This is a genomic window from Nocardia sp. NPDC049707 (assembly GCF_040674855.1).
GTDB lineage: Bacteria > Actinomycetota > Actinomycetes > Mycobacteriales > Mycobacteriaceae > Nocardia.
On record NZ_JBFANN010000001.1, the window covers coordinates 102,165 to 116,305 of the forward strand.

The 14,141-nt window shown below is 65.5% G+C and carries 16 protein-coding genes; 10 read left to right on the forward strand and 6 right to left on the reverse strand.

Annotated features, from left to right (window positions below):
* Positions 1-97 precede the first annotated feature (97 nt).
* Both AB0J29_RS00465 and AB0J29_RS00470 read left to right on the forward strand, forming a co-directional pair.
* Positions 98-568, forward strand: a complete 471-nt coding sequence (locus tag AB0J29_RS00465; RefSeq protein ID WP_364776977.1) for a hypothetical protein — start codon at positions 98-100, stop codon at positions 566-568.
* Between the two features lie 527 nt (positions 569-1,095).
* Positions 1,096-1,296, forward strand: a complete 201-nt coding sequence (locus AB0J29_RS00470; protein ID WP_364776979.1) for a hypothetical protein — start codon at positions 1,096-1,098, stop codon at positions 1,294-1,296.
* A gap of 191 nt (positions 1,297-1,487) precedes the next feature.
* Here AB0J29_RS00470 and AB0J29_RS00475 read toward each other — a convergent pair whose 3' ends face one another.
* Together AB0J29_RS00475 and AB0J29_RS00480 are read right to left on the reverse strand one after the other, a co-directional pair.
* Positions 1,488-2,714, reverse strand: a complete 1,227-nt coding sequence (locus AB0J29_RS00475) for a cytochrome P450 (protein ID WP_364776981.1) — start codon at positions 2,712-2,714, stop codon at positions 1,488-1,490.
* Between the two features lie 314 nt (positions 2,715-3,028).
* Positions 3,029-3,982: an alpha/beta hydrolase gene (locus tag AB0J29_RS00480; RefSeq protein ID WP_364776983.1), complete on the reverse strand. Its 954-nt coding sequence runs from the start codon at positions 3,980-3,982 to the stop codon at positions 3,029-3,031.
* Between the two features lie 202 nt (positions 3,983-4,184).
* Between AB0J29_RS00480 and AB0J29_RS00485 the strand changes: the two genes are divergently transcribed.
* Together AB0J29_RS00485 and AB0J29_RS00490 are read left to right on the forward strand one after the other, a co-directional pair.
* The gene (locus AB0J29_RS00485) at positions 4,185-4,436 is read left to right on the forward strand and encodes a hypothetical protein (protein WP_364777934.1); all 252 of its coding nucleotides are present in this window, start codon (positions 4,185-4,187) and stop codon (positions 4,434-4,436) included.
* Between the two features lie 166 nt (positions 4,437-4,602).
* Complete coding sequence (locus tag AB0J29_RS00490) at positions 4,603-5,577, forward strand: alpha/beta hydrolase family protein (protein ID WP_364776985.1); 975 nt, start codon at positions 4,603-4,605, stop codon at positions 5,575-5,577.
* Between the two features lie 3 nt (positions 5,578-5,580).
* Here the strand turns inward: AB0J29_RS00490 and AB0J29_RS00495 are convergent, their stop codons facing one another.
* From AB0J29_RS00495 to AB0J29_RS00505, 3 genes are all read right to left on the reverse strand, one after another.
* A complete protein-coding gene (locus AB0J29_RS00495; RefSeq protein WP_364776988.1) occupies positions 5,581-6,039 on the reverse strand; it encodes a hypothetical protein in 459 nt (152 codons plus the stop codon).
* 142 nt (positions 6,040-6,181) lie between these two features.
* The gene (locus tag AB0J29_RS00500; RefSeq protein ID WP_364776990.1) at positions 6,182-6,847 is read right to left on the reverse strand and encodes a hypothetical protein; all 666 of its coding nucleotides are present in this window, start codon (positions 6,845-6,847) and stop codon (positions 6,182-6,184) included.
* 254 nt (positions 6,848-7,101) lie between these two features.
* Positions 7,102-7,731 carry a YdcF family protein gene (locus AB0J29_RS00505; protein ID WP_364776992.1) on the reverse strand — a complete coding sequence of 210 codons (630 nt, stop codon included), beginning with the start codon at positions 7,729-7,731 and terminating at the stop codon, positions 7,102-7,104.
* 106 nt (positions 7,732-7,837) lie between these two features.
* On the opposite strand from AB0J29_RS00505, the gene AB0J29_RS00510 reads away from it, so the two are divergent.
* Positions 7,838-9,286, forward strand: coding sequence for an amidase (locus AB0J29_RS00510; protein ID WP_364776994.1), 1,449 nt, complete (start codon positions 7,838-7,840; stop codon positions 9,284-9,286).
* A gap of 35 nt (positions 9,287-9,321) precedes the next feature.
* Here the strand turns inward: AB0J29_RS00510 and AB0J29_RS00515 are convergent, their stop codons facing one another.
* The gene (locus AB0J29_RS00515; RefSeq protein ID WP_364776996.1) at positions 9,322-9,816 is read right to left on the reverse strand and encodes a TIGR03618 family F420-dependent PPOX class oxidoreductase; all 495 of its coding nucleotides are present in this window, start codon (positions 9,814-9,816) and stop codon (positions 9,322-9,324) included.
* Between the two features lie 84 nt (positions 9,817-9,900).
* On the opposite strand from AB0J29_RS00515, the gene AB0J29_RS00520 reads away from it, so the two are divergent.
* The 5 genes from AB0J29_RS00520 to AB0J29_RS00540 all read left to right on the forward strand — a co-directional run bounded on the left by AB0J29_RS00520 (position 9,901) and on the right by AB0J29_RS00540 (position 14,136).
* On the forward strand, positions 9,901-10,356 hold the full coding sequence (locus AB0J29_RS00520; RefSeq protein WP_364776998.1) for a helix-turn-helix domain-containing protein: 456 nt from the start codon (positions 9,901-9,903) through the stop codon (positions 10,354-10,356).
* A 204-nt stretch (positions 10,357-10,560) separates the two neighbouring features.
* Complete coding sequence (locus AB0J29_RS00525) at positions 10,561-11,634, forward strand: M4 family metallopeptidase (protein WP_364777000.1); 1,074 nt, start codon at positions 10,561-10,563, stop codon at positions 11,632-11,634.
* A gap of 21 nt (positions 11,635-11,655) precedes the next feature.
* On the forward strand, positions 11,656-11,922 hold the full coding sequence (locus AB0J29_RS00530; RefSeq protein WP_364777002.1) for a protealysin inhibitor emfourin: 267 nt from the start codon (positions 11,656-11,658) through the stop codon (positions 11,920-11,922).
* A 64-nt stretch (positions 11,923-11,986) separates the two neighbouring features.
* The gene (locus AB0J29_RS00535) at positions 11,987-12,511 is read left to right on the forward strand and encodes a GNAT family N-acetyltransferase (RefSeq protein WP_364777004.1); all 525 of its coding nucleotides are present in this window, start codon (positions 11,987-11,989) and stop codon (positions 12,509-12,511) included.
* 398 nt (positions 12,512-12,909) lie between these two features.
* Positions 12,910-14,136 carry a glycosyltransferase gene (locus AB0J29_RS00540; RefSeq protein WP_364777006.1) on the forward strand — a complete coding sequence of 409 codons (1,227 nt, stop codon included), beginning with the start codon at positions 12,910-12,912 and terminating at the stop codon, positions 14,134-14,136.
* Positions 14,137-14,141 lie beyond the last annotated feature (5 nt).

Here is a 14,141-nt window from a genome sequence, read left to right on the forward strand (position 1 = left end):
ACGCCGGCAACTCGACTAGAACCGCCCGCCGCGCCGCGCCGATGTCCGCAGGGATAGATTGTCCGAAAGCCGTTATCCCAGAGAGGAAATCACCCACGTGGGGCCGTTCTGCAGAGCCGTCTTCCTGGACGCCGACCACAAGCTGATCGGGTATCTGGAACCCAAGGTTCGATTCCTGAGACGCGCCTGGATCGGCGACGACTTCGTCCAGGGGGTGGAACGCCTCCTGACTGTGCCGACCCGCGTGGTGTGGGCCGGACCGCGGGTCGGGGAGCAGAGCAGCCTCTACGACAAGGCCGCCTCCGTAGCCCCGCTGGTCGCGCCCCAGCACGGCTTTATCGGCCGCTACATCCTCAATCACGACAAACGCACCTATGTGGACAAGGCGACGGTCCGACACGGCGACGATCGGCGGCGCGTCCATCCGCTGCCGATGCTCACCTCGGAATCGGATTGCACCGAAGGCGATTTCACACTGGTCGGCGCTTGGGCCGGAGATCGCATCTCGATGAGCGCCACCGTGCCCACCGGCTTCGAGCTACTGAAGTACGACATCGTGCCGAACTAGCCTCGCTGCCAACGCAAGTCACTCCGCGCGGAGGTGCGCGCAGACTCGCGCTGGAACACTCGGCGTCGAATGGCCTCGCCGTCTGGTGGGGCCAACCAACTTGGGGGGAAACCGTGGTCGCGACAGCTAGATTCGGTGCCATGTCGCTGGATAGCGCGTGGTCCTCGACCCTTCCGGCCATCCCTTCTGCCTGACCGTCCCGTCCGGAACTTCCGACACCGCGACATAGGACCGCACGAACCACCCGGACCGATATCTCGGACCACCAATACCCGCTTGGGTTGGAAGATAGTTTCGGGGTCGATATTGATAAATCGCCTTATTGGCCGAAGTTATTGAATTTCCAATTACCCGCGCACGCATAGTTTCGGGTGTCGTATTTGTCCGATTTATGTGAAAAATGTCGAATGTCCTCGAATCTGGTGTGACTTCGCCAGCGCCTTGTGCGGGCTATTGCGGAGTAGGACCATCTGTAGAAGAGCCTGCACTGGCTCGAGTTTCAACAACCGGTCAACGAAGGAGCAACAGTGTACGCAAAATTTGCTGCGGCTTTAGCCGCCATTGCTATCGCTTTGTCCGTCGTTACCCTCGCGCCGACCGCGTCGGCTGCCCCGGAAACGCCCGCCCCGGCAACGCCCGCCTCGGAAACGCCCGCCCAGCCCGTCGGTTCGGTGGCACTGTGCTTCACTATTCCGTTGGGCATCGTCGCTTTCAGCATCTGTATCTGAGGCCGTCGAATTCGGAAAGCGTGCCGCCCGGAGGCCGGTGCGACGGACCCGAATGCGACGGGCGATGCGCCTGCTTGCGCCGCCTACCTGGTCACCAGGGTTGCGCGCCTGGGCGTGCACGCGCGCTCGACCTGGGCGGCGAGACTTACCGGTCCCAGGCGTGGGGGAAATTCGATCCGATTCCGGCCATATCAATCGAAACGTACTTCCCACCGCTTGATTCCGTTGAGCCATCCGGAGCGCAGGAACTCGGGTTCGGTGACCTGGCTGAGCTCGGGCATGGTGTCGGCGATCGCGTTGAATATCAGGTCGATCTCGAGGCGGGCCAAGTTCGCGCCGAGGCAGTAGTGCGTGCCCGCACCGCCGAATCCGACGTGCGGATTGGGGTCGCGCAGGATATCGAAGTCGAAGGGATTCGTGAAGGCGTCCTCGTCGAAGTTGGCCGAGCTGTAGAACAGCCCGACGCGCTGCCCCTTGCGGATCAACTGCCCGCCGAGTTCGACATCACGGGTCGCGGTCCGCTGGAATGCCGAGACGGGTGTCGCCCAGCGGACGATCTCGTCCGGTGCCGTGCGCGGGCGTAGCTCCTTGTAGAGCTCCCATTGGTCCGGATGGTCGACGAACGCCTTCATGCCGTGCGTGATCGAGTTGCGAGTGGTTTCGTTTCCCGCCACCGACAGCAGAATCACGAAGAAGGCGAACTCGTCCGACCCCAGGTGTTCGCCGTCGACATCGGCGTTCACCAACTGCGTCACGATATCGTCGGCCGGGCAGGCCCGCCGCTGCTCGGCCATGGCCCACGCGTATCCGCTCAGTTCGAGCTGGGCGGTCGGCGCATCGGTGGCGTACTCCGGATCATCGGCGCCGATCATCTCATTGGACCAGGCGAACAGCTTCTTGCGGTCCTGCTGTGGCACCCCGAGCAGTTCGGCGATGGCCTGCAACGGCAGTTCGCAGGCGACCTGCTCCACGAAATCACCGCTGCCGGACTTCTTGGCCTCGTGCACGATCCGGGCCGCGCGCTCGGTGAGCGCGGCCCGCAGACCCTCCACCGCGCGTGGTGTGAAGCCCTTCGACACGATGCGTCGATTTTTGGTGTGGGTCGGCGGATCCATATTGAGCAGAATCAGCCGCTGCATATCGATCTGTTCGCGGGTGATGGTGGACTGATGGCGGATGATCGCGCCGTTCTCGGTCGAGGAGAAGATCTCCGGATGTTTCGAGATCTCCTTGATGTCTTCGAGTTTCGTGACCGCCCAGTAGCCGCCGTCATCGAAGCCGCTGGACCGGTCGGGCTGGGCGCACCACCAGACCGGTGCCGTTCGGCGCAGCTCCGCGAATTCCTCGATGGGTCTGCGTTTCGCCCACAGGTCCGGATCGGTGAAATCGAAGCCGGCCGGAATCGACGGCGTGGCCATGGCCACCTCCCAGAGCTAGAACACGTTCTACAGATGATTGAAGCACAGTGTCCCGCTCCGAAATAGCGAAATGCCTATGCGTCGGTGGCGGTTTCGGCGGTCAGTGCTCGAGCTTGCGTAGGAGTTGGTGCAGCATGCGCAGGTCGCTGGGGGAGAGGGCGGTGACGGCGGGCGGGGCGGGGTCAGGGGTGGCCATGACCTCATCGCGGTATTCCGGAAAAAGCGGCCGATTACGCTGCCGTCTGGAGTGACCGCGGTCGCGAGCGACGCCGACGAGGAATATCTGGTGGTCTCGGTGAGCCACCTCGAACGGACTATGCGACGAGGCTGAGCGTGCCTTCGACCGCGTCGGCATCGCTGGCCCGCGTCATCAGGCGAGCAATGGCGCCGGTGACCTCCATCGGCCGCTCGAGGATCACCGAATGGCCTGCGCCGTCGACCAGGACGAAATCCGCGGACGCGACGGCGGCGGCCATCGCGATCGAATGCGACGGCGGCGTCAACAGGTCGGCGGTACCGCACAGCACCAACGTCGGGATCTTCGACAGAACCGTCAGGGCATCGGTCTGGTCGTAGTCCATGAAGGCGCTCAGGAAACTCGCCATTGTCACGATCGGCGTCTCGTTGTGCATCGCGTTGGCGAGGGTGAGCACCCGCGGGCTCACCGTGCGATCGCCGAATTCGGCGGCATGGATGATCGGGGCAAAGACCTTGCAGGCCATGAGCTTCGCATGGTGCATGATGCCGGGAGCGCGTCGAACGGCCGCCTGGAATGTGGAAACTGCCGGGCGGCGCAGCAGGCGGCCGAAGCCGCCGGCGGCGAGTCCATTCGCGGCGGTCGCGATGAGTGCTACGCCGGCAACCCGCCGGCCGATCTCGTGCGGATTCCGGCTGAGGTAGGTCAGCACCGTCATGCCGCCCATGGAGTGGCCGACGAGGACCACCGGTCCGGTGGGGGCGACCGCGTCGAGCACGTCGCGCAGGTCGTTGCCGAGCTGCTCGAGGTTGTAGGTCCGCGGGGACGCCGCGGCGGAATCGCCGTGGCCACGGTGGTCATAGCAGACGATCCGCGCCCCCGGGTACCGGCGCGCCAGCGCGTTGCGGACGTAGGTCCACGACGCGGTGCGCAGGCAGTGTCCGTGCAGCAGGACGACGGTGAGGTCGGCATCGCGCGGGCCGTATTCGCGAACCGCGAGTGCCACACCGTCCTCGGTCGAGACCGTGGCACGACGTTCCGCCGAGGTGGGAATGATACTGGTGGGCGACATCGATGGCTCCGGTTCGGTTACGGTGACTTGCTCAACTGTCCGCCGCATGGCCCGCCGATATCAGGTCCCCGAGTGCTGGTGTCGGGCACCCAAGGTGGACCGGATCACCACCAAGGTGTCACCGCCCGGCGCGCCACCAGGCTGTCGCCCGTCCGATCTCGGTGGCCGGAGGTTCTTGGTAGCGCCATTTCCTGGCGATTCGGTGCCCATTGTTGGAGGCCCCCAATTGATCGAGGAGCCGAACGAATCCAAGGCCAACGCACCGGCTCTCACGCCGAAACTCTGGTACGGCATGCCTGCCTATGCCAAGGACGGCAAGGTCGTATGCTTCTTCCGGACCGGCGAGAAATTCGAGTCGCGGTGTGCGACGTTCCGCTCCAACGACATCGCGACCCTCGACGACGCCACCATATGGCCGACCGCCTTGCCTGACGAAGTCGACCGCCAACGATGAGGAACGGCTCGTGCGGATGGCGATCGGCTGAGGCGAGAACCATCGCCGCGCAAAACTATGATGGTCTTTTCGATCCGGGCCGCACAGGGAAGCGGCTCGGCGCAAGCGACGTCCGAATTCGGGTCTCCTCGGTTTCCTTCCGGGGAAGAAGGTGGAGGTGTGCGGAGTGGGTGCGACAGCACGGTTCGGAAACCAGCGGGGATGGCAACGCAAAGCCGGCGTTGTTCTGGCAACAGCTGTTCTGCTGTCGTCGATCGGTGCGGCGGTGGCCACTGCCGCACCGAAATTGCGCTCCCCCGGAGGGGGTTATCAGCAACTCTCCGTGCCATCGAGCATGGGGCCGATCGAGGTCCAGGTGCAATGGGCGGCCCGCGGCGGGGGCGCGGCCCTCTACGTGCTCGACGGTCTGCGCGCACCCACCGATCACAGTCAGTGGACGAGCGATACCGACGCGCTGCGCCAATTCGCAGGCGACAACGTCACTTTGGTATTCCCGGTCGGCGGTCGCTCCAGCTTCTACACCGACTGGTATCGACCAAGTAGTACCAATCAGCAGCCGACGACGTACAAATGGGAAACCTTCCTCACCAAGGAGTTACCCGAATACCTGGCACGGTATGGCGTTTCGCGAACCAACGACGCGATCGTCGGTGCCTCCATGGGCGGCAACGCGGCCCTGATCCTGGCCGGCCACCATCGCGACCAGTTCAAGTTCGCGGGATCATTTTCCGGCTTCGTGCACCCGACATTTCCGCTCTGGAACGAGGCGATGCGCGCTGCTATGTGGGACGAGGGCAACTTCAATGTGGACGATATGTGGGGTCCGGTCGGCGATCCCGCCTGGAGCCGCAATGATGCGACCGAGCAGGCGGAGTTGTTGCGCGGGCTGCCGATCTACCTCTCTACTGGCAATGGCCAGCCCGGTCCGCTCGATGTGCCATACGGAATCGGCAACACGATGAACGGGATGGCCCTCGAGGCAATGACATTGGCGTCGGCCCAGATGTTCCGCGACCGAGTCGCGGAGCTCGGCATCGACGCGCGCATCGACATCTTCGACGGAACGCACACCTGGCCCTATTGGCAACAGGCGCTCGCGGCGGCGCGTCCGATGATCCTCGATGCGCTAGGCGCGCACTGAAATTCAGGATTGGAAGATCGCCGACGTGACGGCCACATCAGCGTAGCTGAAGTACCACCCGTTCCAGGTATCGGCGACAATCACCTGGATCGCATGGCCACTCGCGGGACCGTCGCTGATCAACCACAGGCCATTGCCGTACCCGGTCGCCGCGCTGATGCTGCCGTCCGACCACGTGAACTGGGCCGAACTGGGCGCACCGGGTGCGTTCCAGGGAATGGTGACCTCGAACTGTCCGGAGTCGATACCCGGAAGCAACGGACTGACGCACTCCCGTAGCGTGGCCGCACGCTGGATGTTCAGCCCCGCGCTACCTGTGCCGGGCACCAACCGGCCGGTCATCACACTGCCCTGCCGACATCCATCACTGCCCTCGCTGGGCGGGTGGGCCTGCACCTGCGGCGCACTCAGCGCCGGTAGGGCGCACAGCGCCGCCACCAGCACGCTTCGACGAACAGACACCGCACCACCTCCGTGCGAGAGGACAGCGATTCACCCGGCCGGTCGGCTTGGACTCCGATGAATACGTAAAGCGAACCACTGCCGACCAGGTGAGCAGTCTAGCGGTCCGCGGCGCGTACTCGATCAGCTTCGAGCGCGGGAATCAGTGCACCAGGGCAGCTCGGGATTGCGCGTAGGCGATGACATCTTCCGCGTACGCCGACGCATCTCGCTCGGCGAAACACTTTCGGAGCTGGTCGAATGCGTCATAGAGCTGTGGTCCCGGCCCCCGATCGGCGAGCAGGACGACGATCGCCTCCCAGGTACCGATGTGCGGGTCGGGGTGGGTGAGCAGCTCGTCGAGGTACTGATCCGGCTCCACCAGCCGTAATGCCCGGCGCGCGTGGACGTGTACACGTCGGGGCAGTTCGGTGCGGACGGCGTCGATATCGGTTTGCAGTAGCTGGCCGGGTTGCGCCGGGTCGAGCCGCAACGACCACAATGCGGTCAACTCGTCGGGCAGGGCGTGGGCGTTGAGCAGGTCCGGGCCGGAAGCCTCTTCGAGTGGCGTGGGCGATAGGCCCAGCTGTGTGTTGCGCCAGTTGCGGTATTCCCACCAGGCTGTTGGCGTCGCGCTCAGCTCCAGGCCGAATCCGATCACCTGCTGCCCGCTGGTCCAGGTGCGCGAGACTCGGGTGCGGCCGACGGATGCGACTCCGCCCGCCTCGACCCGGATCCACCTGGGGTCGGAGCCGTGAAACCCATACGGTTGCAACAGTTTTCCTGTTTCACGCAGCAGGCGGCGCACTGCCGACTCGGGACTGACCATCCCCGCAGATTAACGACGGGCCCCGACAGATTGTCGCAACGGGGCACTGTGTCGCCCCTTGGTGAACCGCCGCGAGTCCAGAACATTCGCCACTGCCGCCGCGACGATGTGGGAACCGCCCTCGATCGAAATCCCTGACGCACGTAGCGATTTGGTCGATCTCAGCCGGACTGCGCTGTCAACCATCGGTCAGCAGGCCCAGCGATCTGCGGTCCGGCCGTGGGGCATCAGACCATCTCGACGACGTGGTCTCGTCAGTGGCAGAGGTTGCCGATCCGCTGGAATGTCGAGGATGGCTTCTCGATCCATCGACGGCTTCGGTCACGAGCGTCCTGCAACAGGCCATAGACGGCCAGGAGCGGTTTTGCCGCTATCCACTCGCCGAACCGGTATTCCGCTCCTCGCACCAGGCGCGAGGCCAGTTCCGGGGACTGTTCGGTGAGGTATCGTCGCCCCCGCTCGGCGTGGAAGGGGAGCGAGACGATCTTTATCCGATCGCGGTCCTTCAGGTACGGGATCGCGAAACCGATGTTCTCCCAGGTGGTCCGGCTCTGCTCCTCCAGGACGAGTTCGCCGCGGTATCCGCAGGTCTCGGTGGCGTAGTGGGCCATCAGGGCCGCCTCGGTGCGTGGACCGGCGCACGCTCCGCCACAGAGCACGAGACGAGTGCTGGCCGCGATCGGGTCGATGGACCGCAGACCAGCGCGCACCCGCCACCGGTTCATGATGTTCGCCCGGGTGCCCGCGTTGCGATAGCCGAGCACCACGACGGCCTCGGAGGCGCCCGTGGCCGACCCCACGAGCCTGCGGGAAGCGCGCCAGTTCGCCCACTCGCCCCACAGCAGCACGAGACCGATGGTCGAAAGCCAAGTCCGTTTCCGCACGGTGTTCAGCCAAGCACAACCCGTTCGAGACGCTGTCCGCCGCGGGTGGAGTTGGACCACTCGTTGCGAAAGGTGGTGCATGCGACGGGCCGGTAGGGTCGGTCCGATGGAGTGGAGCTTTCGACCGGCCGAAGAACTCGCGGCCGCGTTGCGTGCCGGTGAAGTGACCTCGGTGGAACTGACCGACGAGGCGATTGCCCGTATCGAGCGCGATGACAAGGCGACCAACGCGATCTGTGTGCCGGATTTCGACCGTGCGCGGGCTGCCGCGCGCGATGCCGACAAGGCGCGGGCCCGCGGCGAGGACCAGTCGCTACTGGGCATTCCGGTGACGGTCAAGGAGTCATACAACATCGCCGGGCTGCCCACGACCTGGGGTGTGCCGGGCTTCGAGACCTATGTTCCGGCCGAAGACGCGCTCGCGGTATCACGAGTCAAAGCCGCGGGCGCGGTGGTGCTCGGTAAGACCAATGTGCCGTTCATGCTGGCGGATCTGCAGAGCTACAACGAGATCTACGGCACCACCAACAACCCGTGGGACCTCGCTCGCACGTCGGGCGGATCCTCCGGCGGATCAGCCGTGGCCCTGGCGTCCGGGTTCGGCGCGCTGTCCCTCGGCTCCGACATCGCCGGTTCGCTGCGCACCCCCGCGCATTTCTGCGGCGTCTACGCACATAAGCCGTCATACGGGCTGGTGGCGAGCCGTGGTCATGTCCCGCCGCCCGCGCAGGCGCTGCCGTCCGACCGCGACCTCGCCGTCGTCGGTCCGATGGCGCGTACCGCCCGCGACCTCACACTGCTGCTGGACGTGATGGCCGGCCCGGACCCACTGACGCTCGGCGTCGCGTACGACCTGGCTCTGCGGGCTGCGCGCCACGAGCGGCTCGCCGACTTCCGTGTCCTGGTTCTCGACGAGCATCCGCTCATTCCGACCGGGTCCGCTGTGCGGGCCGCGGTGAACCGAGTCGCCGACGCGCTCGTCGACGGCGGCGCCCGCGTCGAACGGCGCAGTCCGCTACTGCCCGATCTGACCGAGGCCGCGGCGCTCTACATGCAATTGCTGCTGTCGAACCTCGCCGCAGGTTATCCCGTTGCGGCGTATGAGCAGATGCGGACCCACGCCGCCGGCCTGGGCGCGGACGACCGGGGTCTCGACGCGGTGCGGTTGCGCGGCGCGGTGTTCAGCCACCGCGAGTGGATCGAGGCGGACAACCGTCGCGAGCTCCATCGCCACGGCTGGCGGCAGCTCTTCGCCGAGTTCGATGCCGTGGTGTGTCCGATCACGCCGACTCCCGCGTTCCCGCACGACCACACCGATCTGAGCGACCGGTGGATCGACATCGACGGCGTGGCATACCCGTTCGGCGATCAGCTCGTCTGGGCCGGCCTGGCGACCATGCCCGGCCTCCCTGCCACGACCATACCGGCGGGCCGGTCCCCCGAGGGCCTGCCGGTGGGAGTCCAACTCCTTGGCCCGATGTTCGAGGACCGCACCCCACTGCGGCTGGCCGAATTGCTCGAACAGCAGATCGGCGGCTTCGAGGCACCGAAGTAGGGCGCGCTGCTGCCTGCGGGTAGCTACATCGATGATCATCCGTGGAGTTCGTCAGCGAGGGTGTCGCCGTAGAGCCTCGAGACGTGGAGCCGGATGACCAGTCGGTTGTCTTCGACCATGTTCCGGAGGAAGATCGGGGCGTCGTCGCGGTTGTCGAATTCTGGGAACATGGCGAGCATTTCGCGGCCGGTGGCGTCTCCGGGGACGGTGCTGACAGGAGAGATCTGCGCCGTGCCCTCGGCTACCGCGAAGGTGAGATGATCCGTGCTGCTCACGTAGAGCGCGGCACGTGGATCGCGGGTGAGCTGGCGGACTTTCATGCGATCGGCTGTCGAGCCGATCGAAATCACGCGTGTGGACGGATTCCATTGGTAGGCAACGGTCGACAGGTGCGGATATCCGTCGCGTTTGCTGGTTGCCAGCGCTCCCATCCGATGAGTAGAGAGAAAACTGTCCAACCGCTGTGTACTCAGTCGGGTCGGCGACGCTCCTCGGCCCGGTTCGTACGTCGATTCCTGCATGTTGGTCATGGAGACCCTCCGCTGTAATGGTGCACTCTTTGCTACTGAGTGCATGATCTGTCACGGGCAGGTCGGGTGGAAGGAGGCACTTTTATGTTCCAGGGGCACAACGATGTTCCAGTGCAGGTGGATGCGGTCGCCGCCGAAGGCGACTCGCCGGACTCCTCGCTCGACCAGGCGTGTTCCGTTCTGACAGTCCTCAATCGGGTCAGCGGCAAATGGGCAATCGGTATCTTGCTCCTGACCACCCGGCGACCGATGCGCTTCACCGAACTCGAGCGCGAAATCGACGGTGTCAGTAGGCGAATGCTCACACTGACGCTGCGCAACCTCGAACGCGACGGCCTGCTGACCCGGACGGTCTATCCGACGGTGCCGCCGAAGACCGAATACGAAGCCACACCGATGGCCCGAGAGCTTTATCAGACTCTGCTGGCGTTGACAGATTGGGCCGACCGACACCGAGATGCGATCGCCGCCGCACACGAAACCTATGATGAGCAGTCCACTGTCGCTCCTTCGGGGGCGCGGATGCAACTCCGAGAATGAGTATGTGAGTGCGAGTCGCCCGGTGAGCAGAGCGAAGACACCGCAGTAGCGGCCGTGACGGTTGGGCACCGCTCGGCGCCGGGGAGATGCTAGTGGTCGGCGCGGTAATGACCACTAGCCTAGGCGGGGGTCGAGGCCGTTGCCGCCGCCCCATATTTCACCAATCATGTTCGCGGGCAATGACATCGACATATGGTTCCGGGTATGACGAAGATCGACGGGGGCTTCGAGCCCGTCTTCTGCACCATCGTGCCTCCGCACATCCTCGACAAGTTGGCTCAGCAAGACGATCCCGCAATCGCCGCGGCGGCGCGCAAGACCCTCGAGCGCGATGCCTACGAGCGCACCCATCGCCGTCTGACCACGGTTATCGGCGCCCCATCCGGCGCACCGCCCGCCGCAGCGGCGACCGACCAGCCGCACCGCACCATCTACGACGCCGGCCACCAAACTGCGCTGCCAGGCAAGCAGGTCCGTGCCGAGGGCTCGGACCCGGGCAACGACGCCACCGTGAACCGTGCCTACGCGGGCCTCGGCGCCACCTTCGAGTTCTATCTGAAGGCGTACGGGCGCTTCTCCATCGACGGCAACGGCCTGCCGCTGGACGCGACCGTCCACTACGACCGGGACTACAACAACGCCTTCTGGAACGGCGAGCAGATGGTGTTCGGCGACGGTGACGGCAAGATCTTCCGCGATTTCACCATCCCGACCGAGGTCATCGCCCACGAGCTCACCCACGGTGTCACGCAGTACACGGCCAACCTCACCTACTTCGGCCAGCCCGGCGCCCTCAACGAGTCGCTGTCCGACGTCTTCGGCTCGCTGATCAAGCAGTACGCGCTCGGCCAGACCGCCGCCGAGGCCGACTGGCTGATCGGTGCGGGCCTGTTCACCCCGCGCGTTACCGGTAAGGCGCTGCGCTCCATGAAGGAGCCGGGCACGGCCTACGATGACGACGTCCTCGGCAAGGACCCGCAACCGGCGACCATGGACGACTTCGTGCAGACCGACCGCGACAACGGCGGCGTCCACATCAACTCCGGCATCCCCAACCACGCCTTCTACCTGGCCGCCACGGCCCTCGGTGGTCATGCCTGGGAGAAGGCGGGGCAGGTCTGGTATGACGTCCTGACCGGCGGCGAGCTGAAGAAGGATGCTCAGTTCGCGGACTTCGCGAAGCTCACGGTCGCAGCGGCCAAGGCTCGTTTCAACGAGGGCGAGGAGCTGAAGGCCGTGCTGAATGCGTGGGAGAAGGTCGGGGTGCAAACGTCTTAGTTCCGTACTAGACACGGACCCATGCATATTCGAGTGAGTCGTGCGGGTGGATTCGCGGGCATCGAGCGGCACGCCGAGGTCGACACCTCCGGGCGGCCCGATGCGAGCGAGTGGCACGCCCTGGCCGAGCAGGCCGCGGCCGAGGGGCACAGCCAGCCGCCCCTCGGAGTTCCGGACGGGTTCAGCTACGAGATCACCGTGGACGGCAGGACGTTCTACGCGGCGGATCCCCGGCTCACCAGGGAGCAGCGGATGCTGATCTCCAGGGTGCTCGAGGAAGGAGCTTGAGGTCATAACAGGTCGCCCGTCTCTAGGACCTGGTGCTACACAACGGAATTGGTATCGTCGGGACATGCCCGAGCTGGTCGCGCCCACCACACGCCTGCGCACCGCATGGCTCGAGGCGCGCGACGACTGGGGGCCCGGTGTCCACGAGGACGGTTTCGGACTGCGGCCAACCGACGACGTCGACTCGCCGGCCGGGTTCACAGCCTGGGTGGCGCGGCTGGTTGCGGACTCCGATCCGACAAAAGCGACCGAGGCCGGCCGGATCCGCTGCACCTACCGATGGATCACCGACGCCGACCGAGTGCTCGGCGGGATCGCGCTGCGACATGAGTTCAGCGAGCTCGGCCACATCGGCTACGGCATCCGGCCGTCCGCACGGCGACGCGGGCTCGCAACCTGGGCTCTGGGCCAGATGCTCGACGAAGCGCGAACACTGGGCCTGAAACAAGTACTGATCGTTTGCGCGAGCGACAACATGGCCTCGGCGAAAACGATCGAACGCAACGGCGGCGTTTTCGAGGACATTCGCGACACCGAACACGGCCCAGCGCAACGGTATTGGATCAACATTCCAGAGCCGAGCCCGTGATATCTCGGGCACACACAACCGCACGCAGTCGAAACACCTGCAACTGGATGCATACCTGAAACAGGTTCTGCCGCACAAGATTTAGTTCAGAGAAACAAGCATGTTCGTGGTCGCGCGGGGTGGCGTAGGGCGGAAGCGGTCGCTGAGTTCGACGCGGCACACCAGGAAGGGCTGTTCGAACTCGGTCCATTCGCCAGGTGTGACGTCGCGGAATTATCGTCGGCGCGCGTGCGTCCGCCGAGCGCTCGAGGGGTTTGTCCGTCACCGCGGATCAACAAAGGGAAGGAAACTCCCTTCCATATTCAACTTATAGCGCACCCGGGGGCTTGCGGCAAGACCCCGGTCGTGCCGCAGAATCACTGGCCGAAGCCAGAACCTGCGGAAATGGGGGTTACGAAATGCGCGTGTTGTTGTCGACGTATGGGTCGCGCGGAGATGTGGAGCCGATGGTGGCGCTAGCGGTACGGCTGCGGGAGCTCGGCGCGCAGGTACGGGTGTGTGCGCCACCGGATGAGGATTTCACGCGGCGGCTGGCCGAGGTCGGCGTGCCGATGGTGCCGATTGGTCAGTCGGTGCGGGCGGCGGGGGCGCCGCTGTCATCGGACCTGTCTCGGCATGCGACCGAATTGATCGCGAGGCAGTTCGACGCGGTCACCGCGGTCGCCGCCGCGGCGGCGGGGTGCGATGCGCTGGTTGCGACCGGAATGATGCCGGTCGTGGCCGGTGTGCGATCGGTGGCCGAGAACCTGGGCATCCGCTATGGGTACGTGACCTTCCACCAGCTCACGCTGCCGTCGCCGCACCGTCCGCCGCTCGCGTATCCGGGTCGGCCGTTTCCGCCGGATGTCGACCCGATTCCCGGACTGGACATCAACGCGCTGTTTGTTGCGGCGCTCAACACCTACCGGGCGTCGATCGGCCTGTCACCGGTGGACGATGTCCGCGATTATGTCCGCGATTACGTCATCGGCGATCGGCCGTGGCTCGCGACGGACCCGACCTTGGACCCGTGGCAGGAGACGCCGGATTTCGACGTTGTACAGACCGGCGCGTGGATCCTGCCGGACGCACGTCCGCTCCCGGCCGATTTGGCGGCGTTCCTGAAAGCTGGCGCACCGCCGGTGTTTGTGGGCTTCGGCAGCATGCCGATGCACGTCTCGGCCGACGTCGCCCGGGTGGCGATCGAGGCGATCCGCGCGCAGGGCCGCCGTGTGCTCGTCGGCCGCGGCTGGGCCGACCTGACTCTGATCGACGACCGGGATGACTGCTTCGTCGTGGGCGAGGTCAATCAGCAGGCGCTGTTCGCCCGCGTGGCCGCCGTCGTGCACCACGGCGGCGCGGGCACGACGACGACGGCGACCCGGGCCGGTGTGCCGCAGGTGGTGATACCTCAGGCGGCGGACCAGCCGTATTGGGCCGGTCGGGTGGCTGCGCTGGGGATCGGTGCGGCACACGACGGTTCGATTCCGAGCATCGAGTCCCTGTCGGCCGCGCTCGGCACGGCCCTGAGCCCCGAAACCCGCACACGAGCGACCGCCGTGGCCGACACGATCCGCACCGATGGGGCGACGGTGGCCGCGACGCTGCTATTCGATGCGCTAAGTCGAGAAACCGTGTCCGCGTGAACCTA

Coding starts and splice junctions, on each gene's coding strand:
- AB0J29_RS00510 (WP_364776994.1), top strand. CDS start 7,838: ATGGAGTGGAGCTTTCGACCGGCCGAAGAACTCGCGGCCGCGTTGCGT.
- AB0J29_RS00535 (WP_364777004.1), top strand. CDS start 11,987: ATGCCCGAGCTGGTCGCGCCCACCACACGCCTGCGCACCGCATGGCTC.
- AB0J29_RS00515 (WP_364776996.1), bottom strand. CDS start 9,816: ATGACCAACATGCAGGAATCGACGTACGAACCGGGCCGAGGAGCGTCG.
- AB0J29_RS00525 (WP_364777000.1), top strand. CDS start 10,561: ATGACGAAGATCGACGGGGGCTTCGAGCCCGTCTTCTGCACCATCGTG.
- AB0J29_RS00530 (WP_364777002.1), top strand. CDS start 11,656: ATGCATATTCGAGTGAGTCGTGCGGGTGGATTCGCGGGCATCGAGCGG.
- AB0J29_RS00540 (WP_364777006.1), top strand. CDS start 12,910: ATGCGCGTGTTGTTGTCGACGTATGGGTCGCGCGGAGATGTGGAGCCG.
- AB0J29_RS00475 (WP_364776981.1), bottom strand. CDS start 2,714: ATGGCCACGCCGTCGATTCCGGCCGGCTTCGATTTCACCGATCCGGAC.
- AB0J29_RS00500 (WP_364776990.1), bottom strand. CDS start 6,847: ATGGTCAGTCCCGAGTCGGCAGTGCGCCGCCTGCTGCGTGAAACAGGA.
- AB0J29_RS00520 (WP_364776998.1), top strand. CDS start 9,901: ATGTTCCAGGGGCACAACGATGTTCCAGTGCAGGTGGATGCGGTCGCC.
- AB0J29_RS00480 (WP_364776983.1), bottom strand. CDS start 3,982: ATGTCGCCCACCAGTATCATTCCCACCTCGGCGGAACGTCGTGCCACG.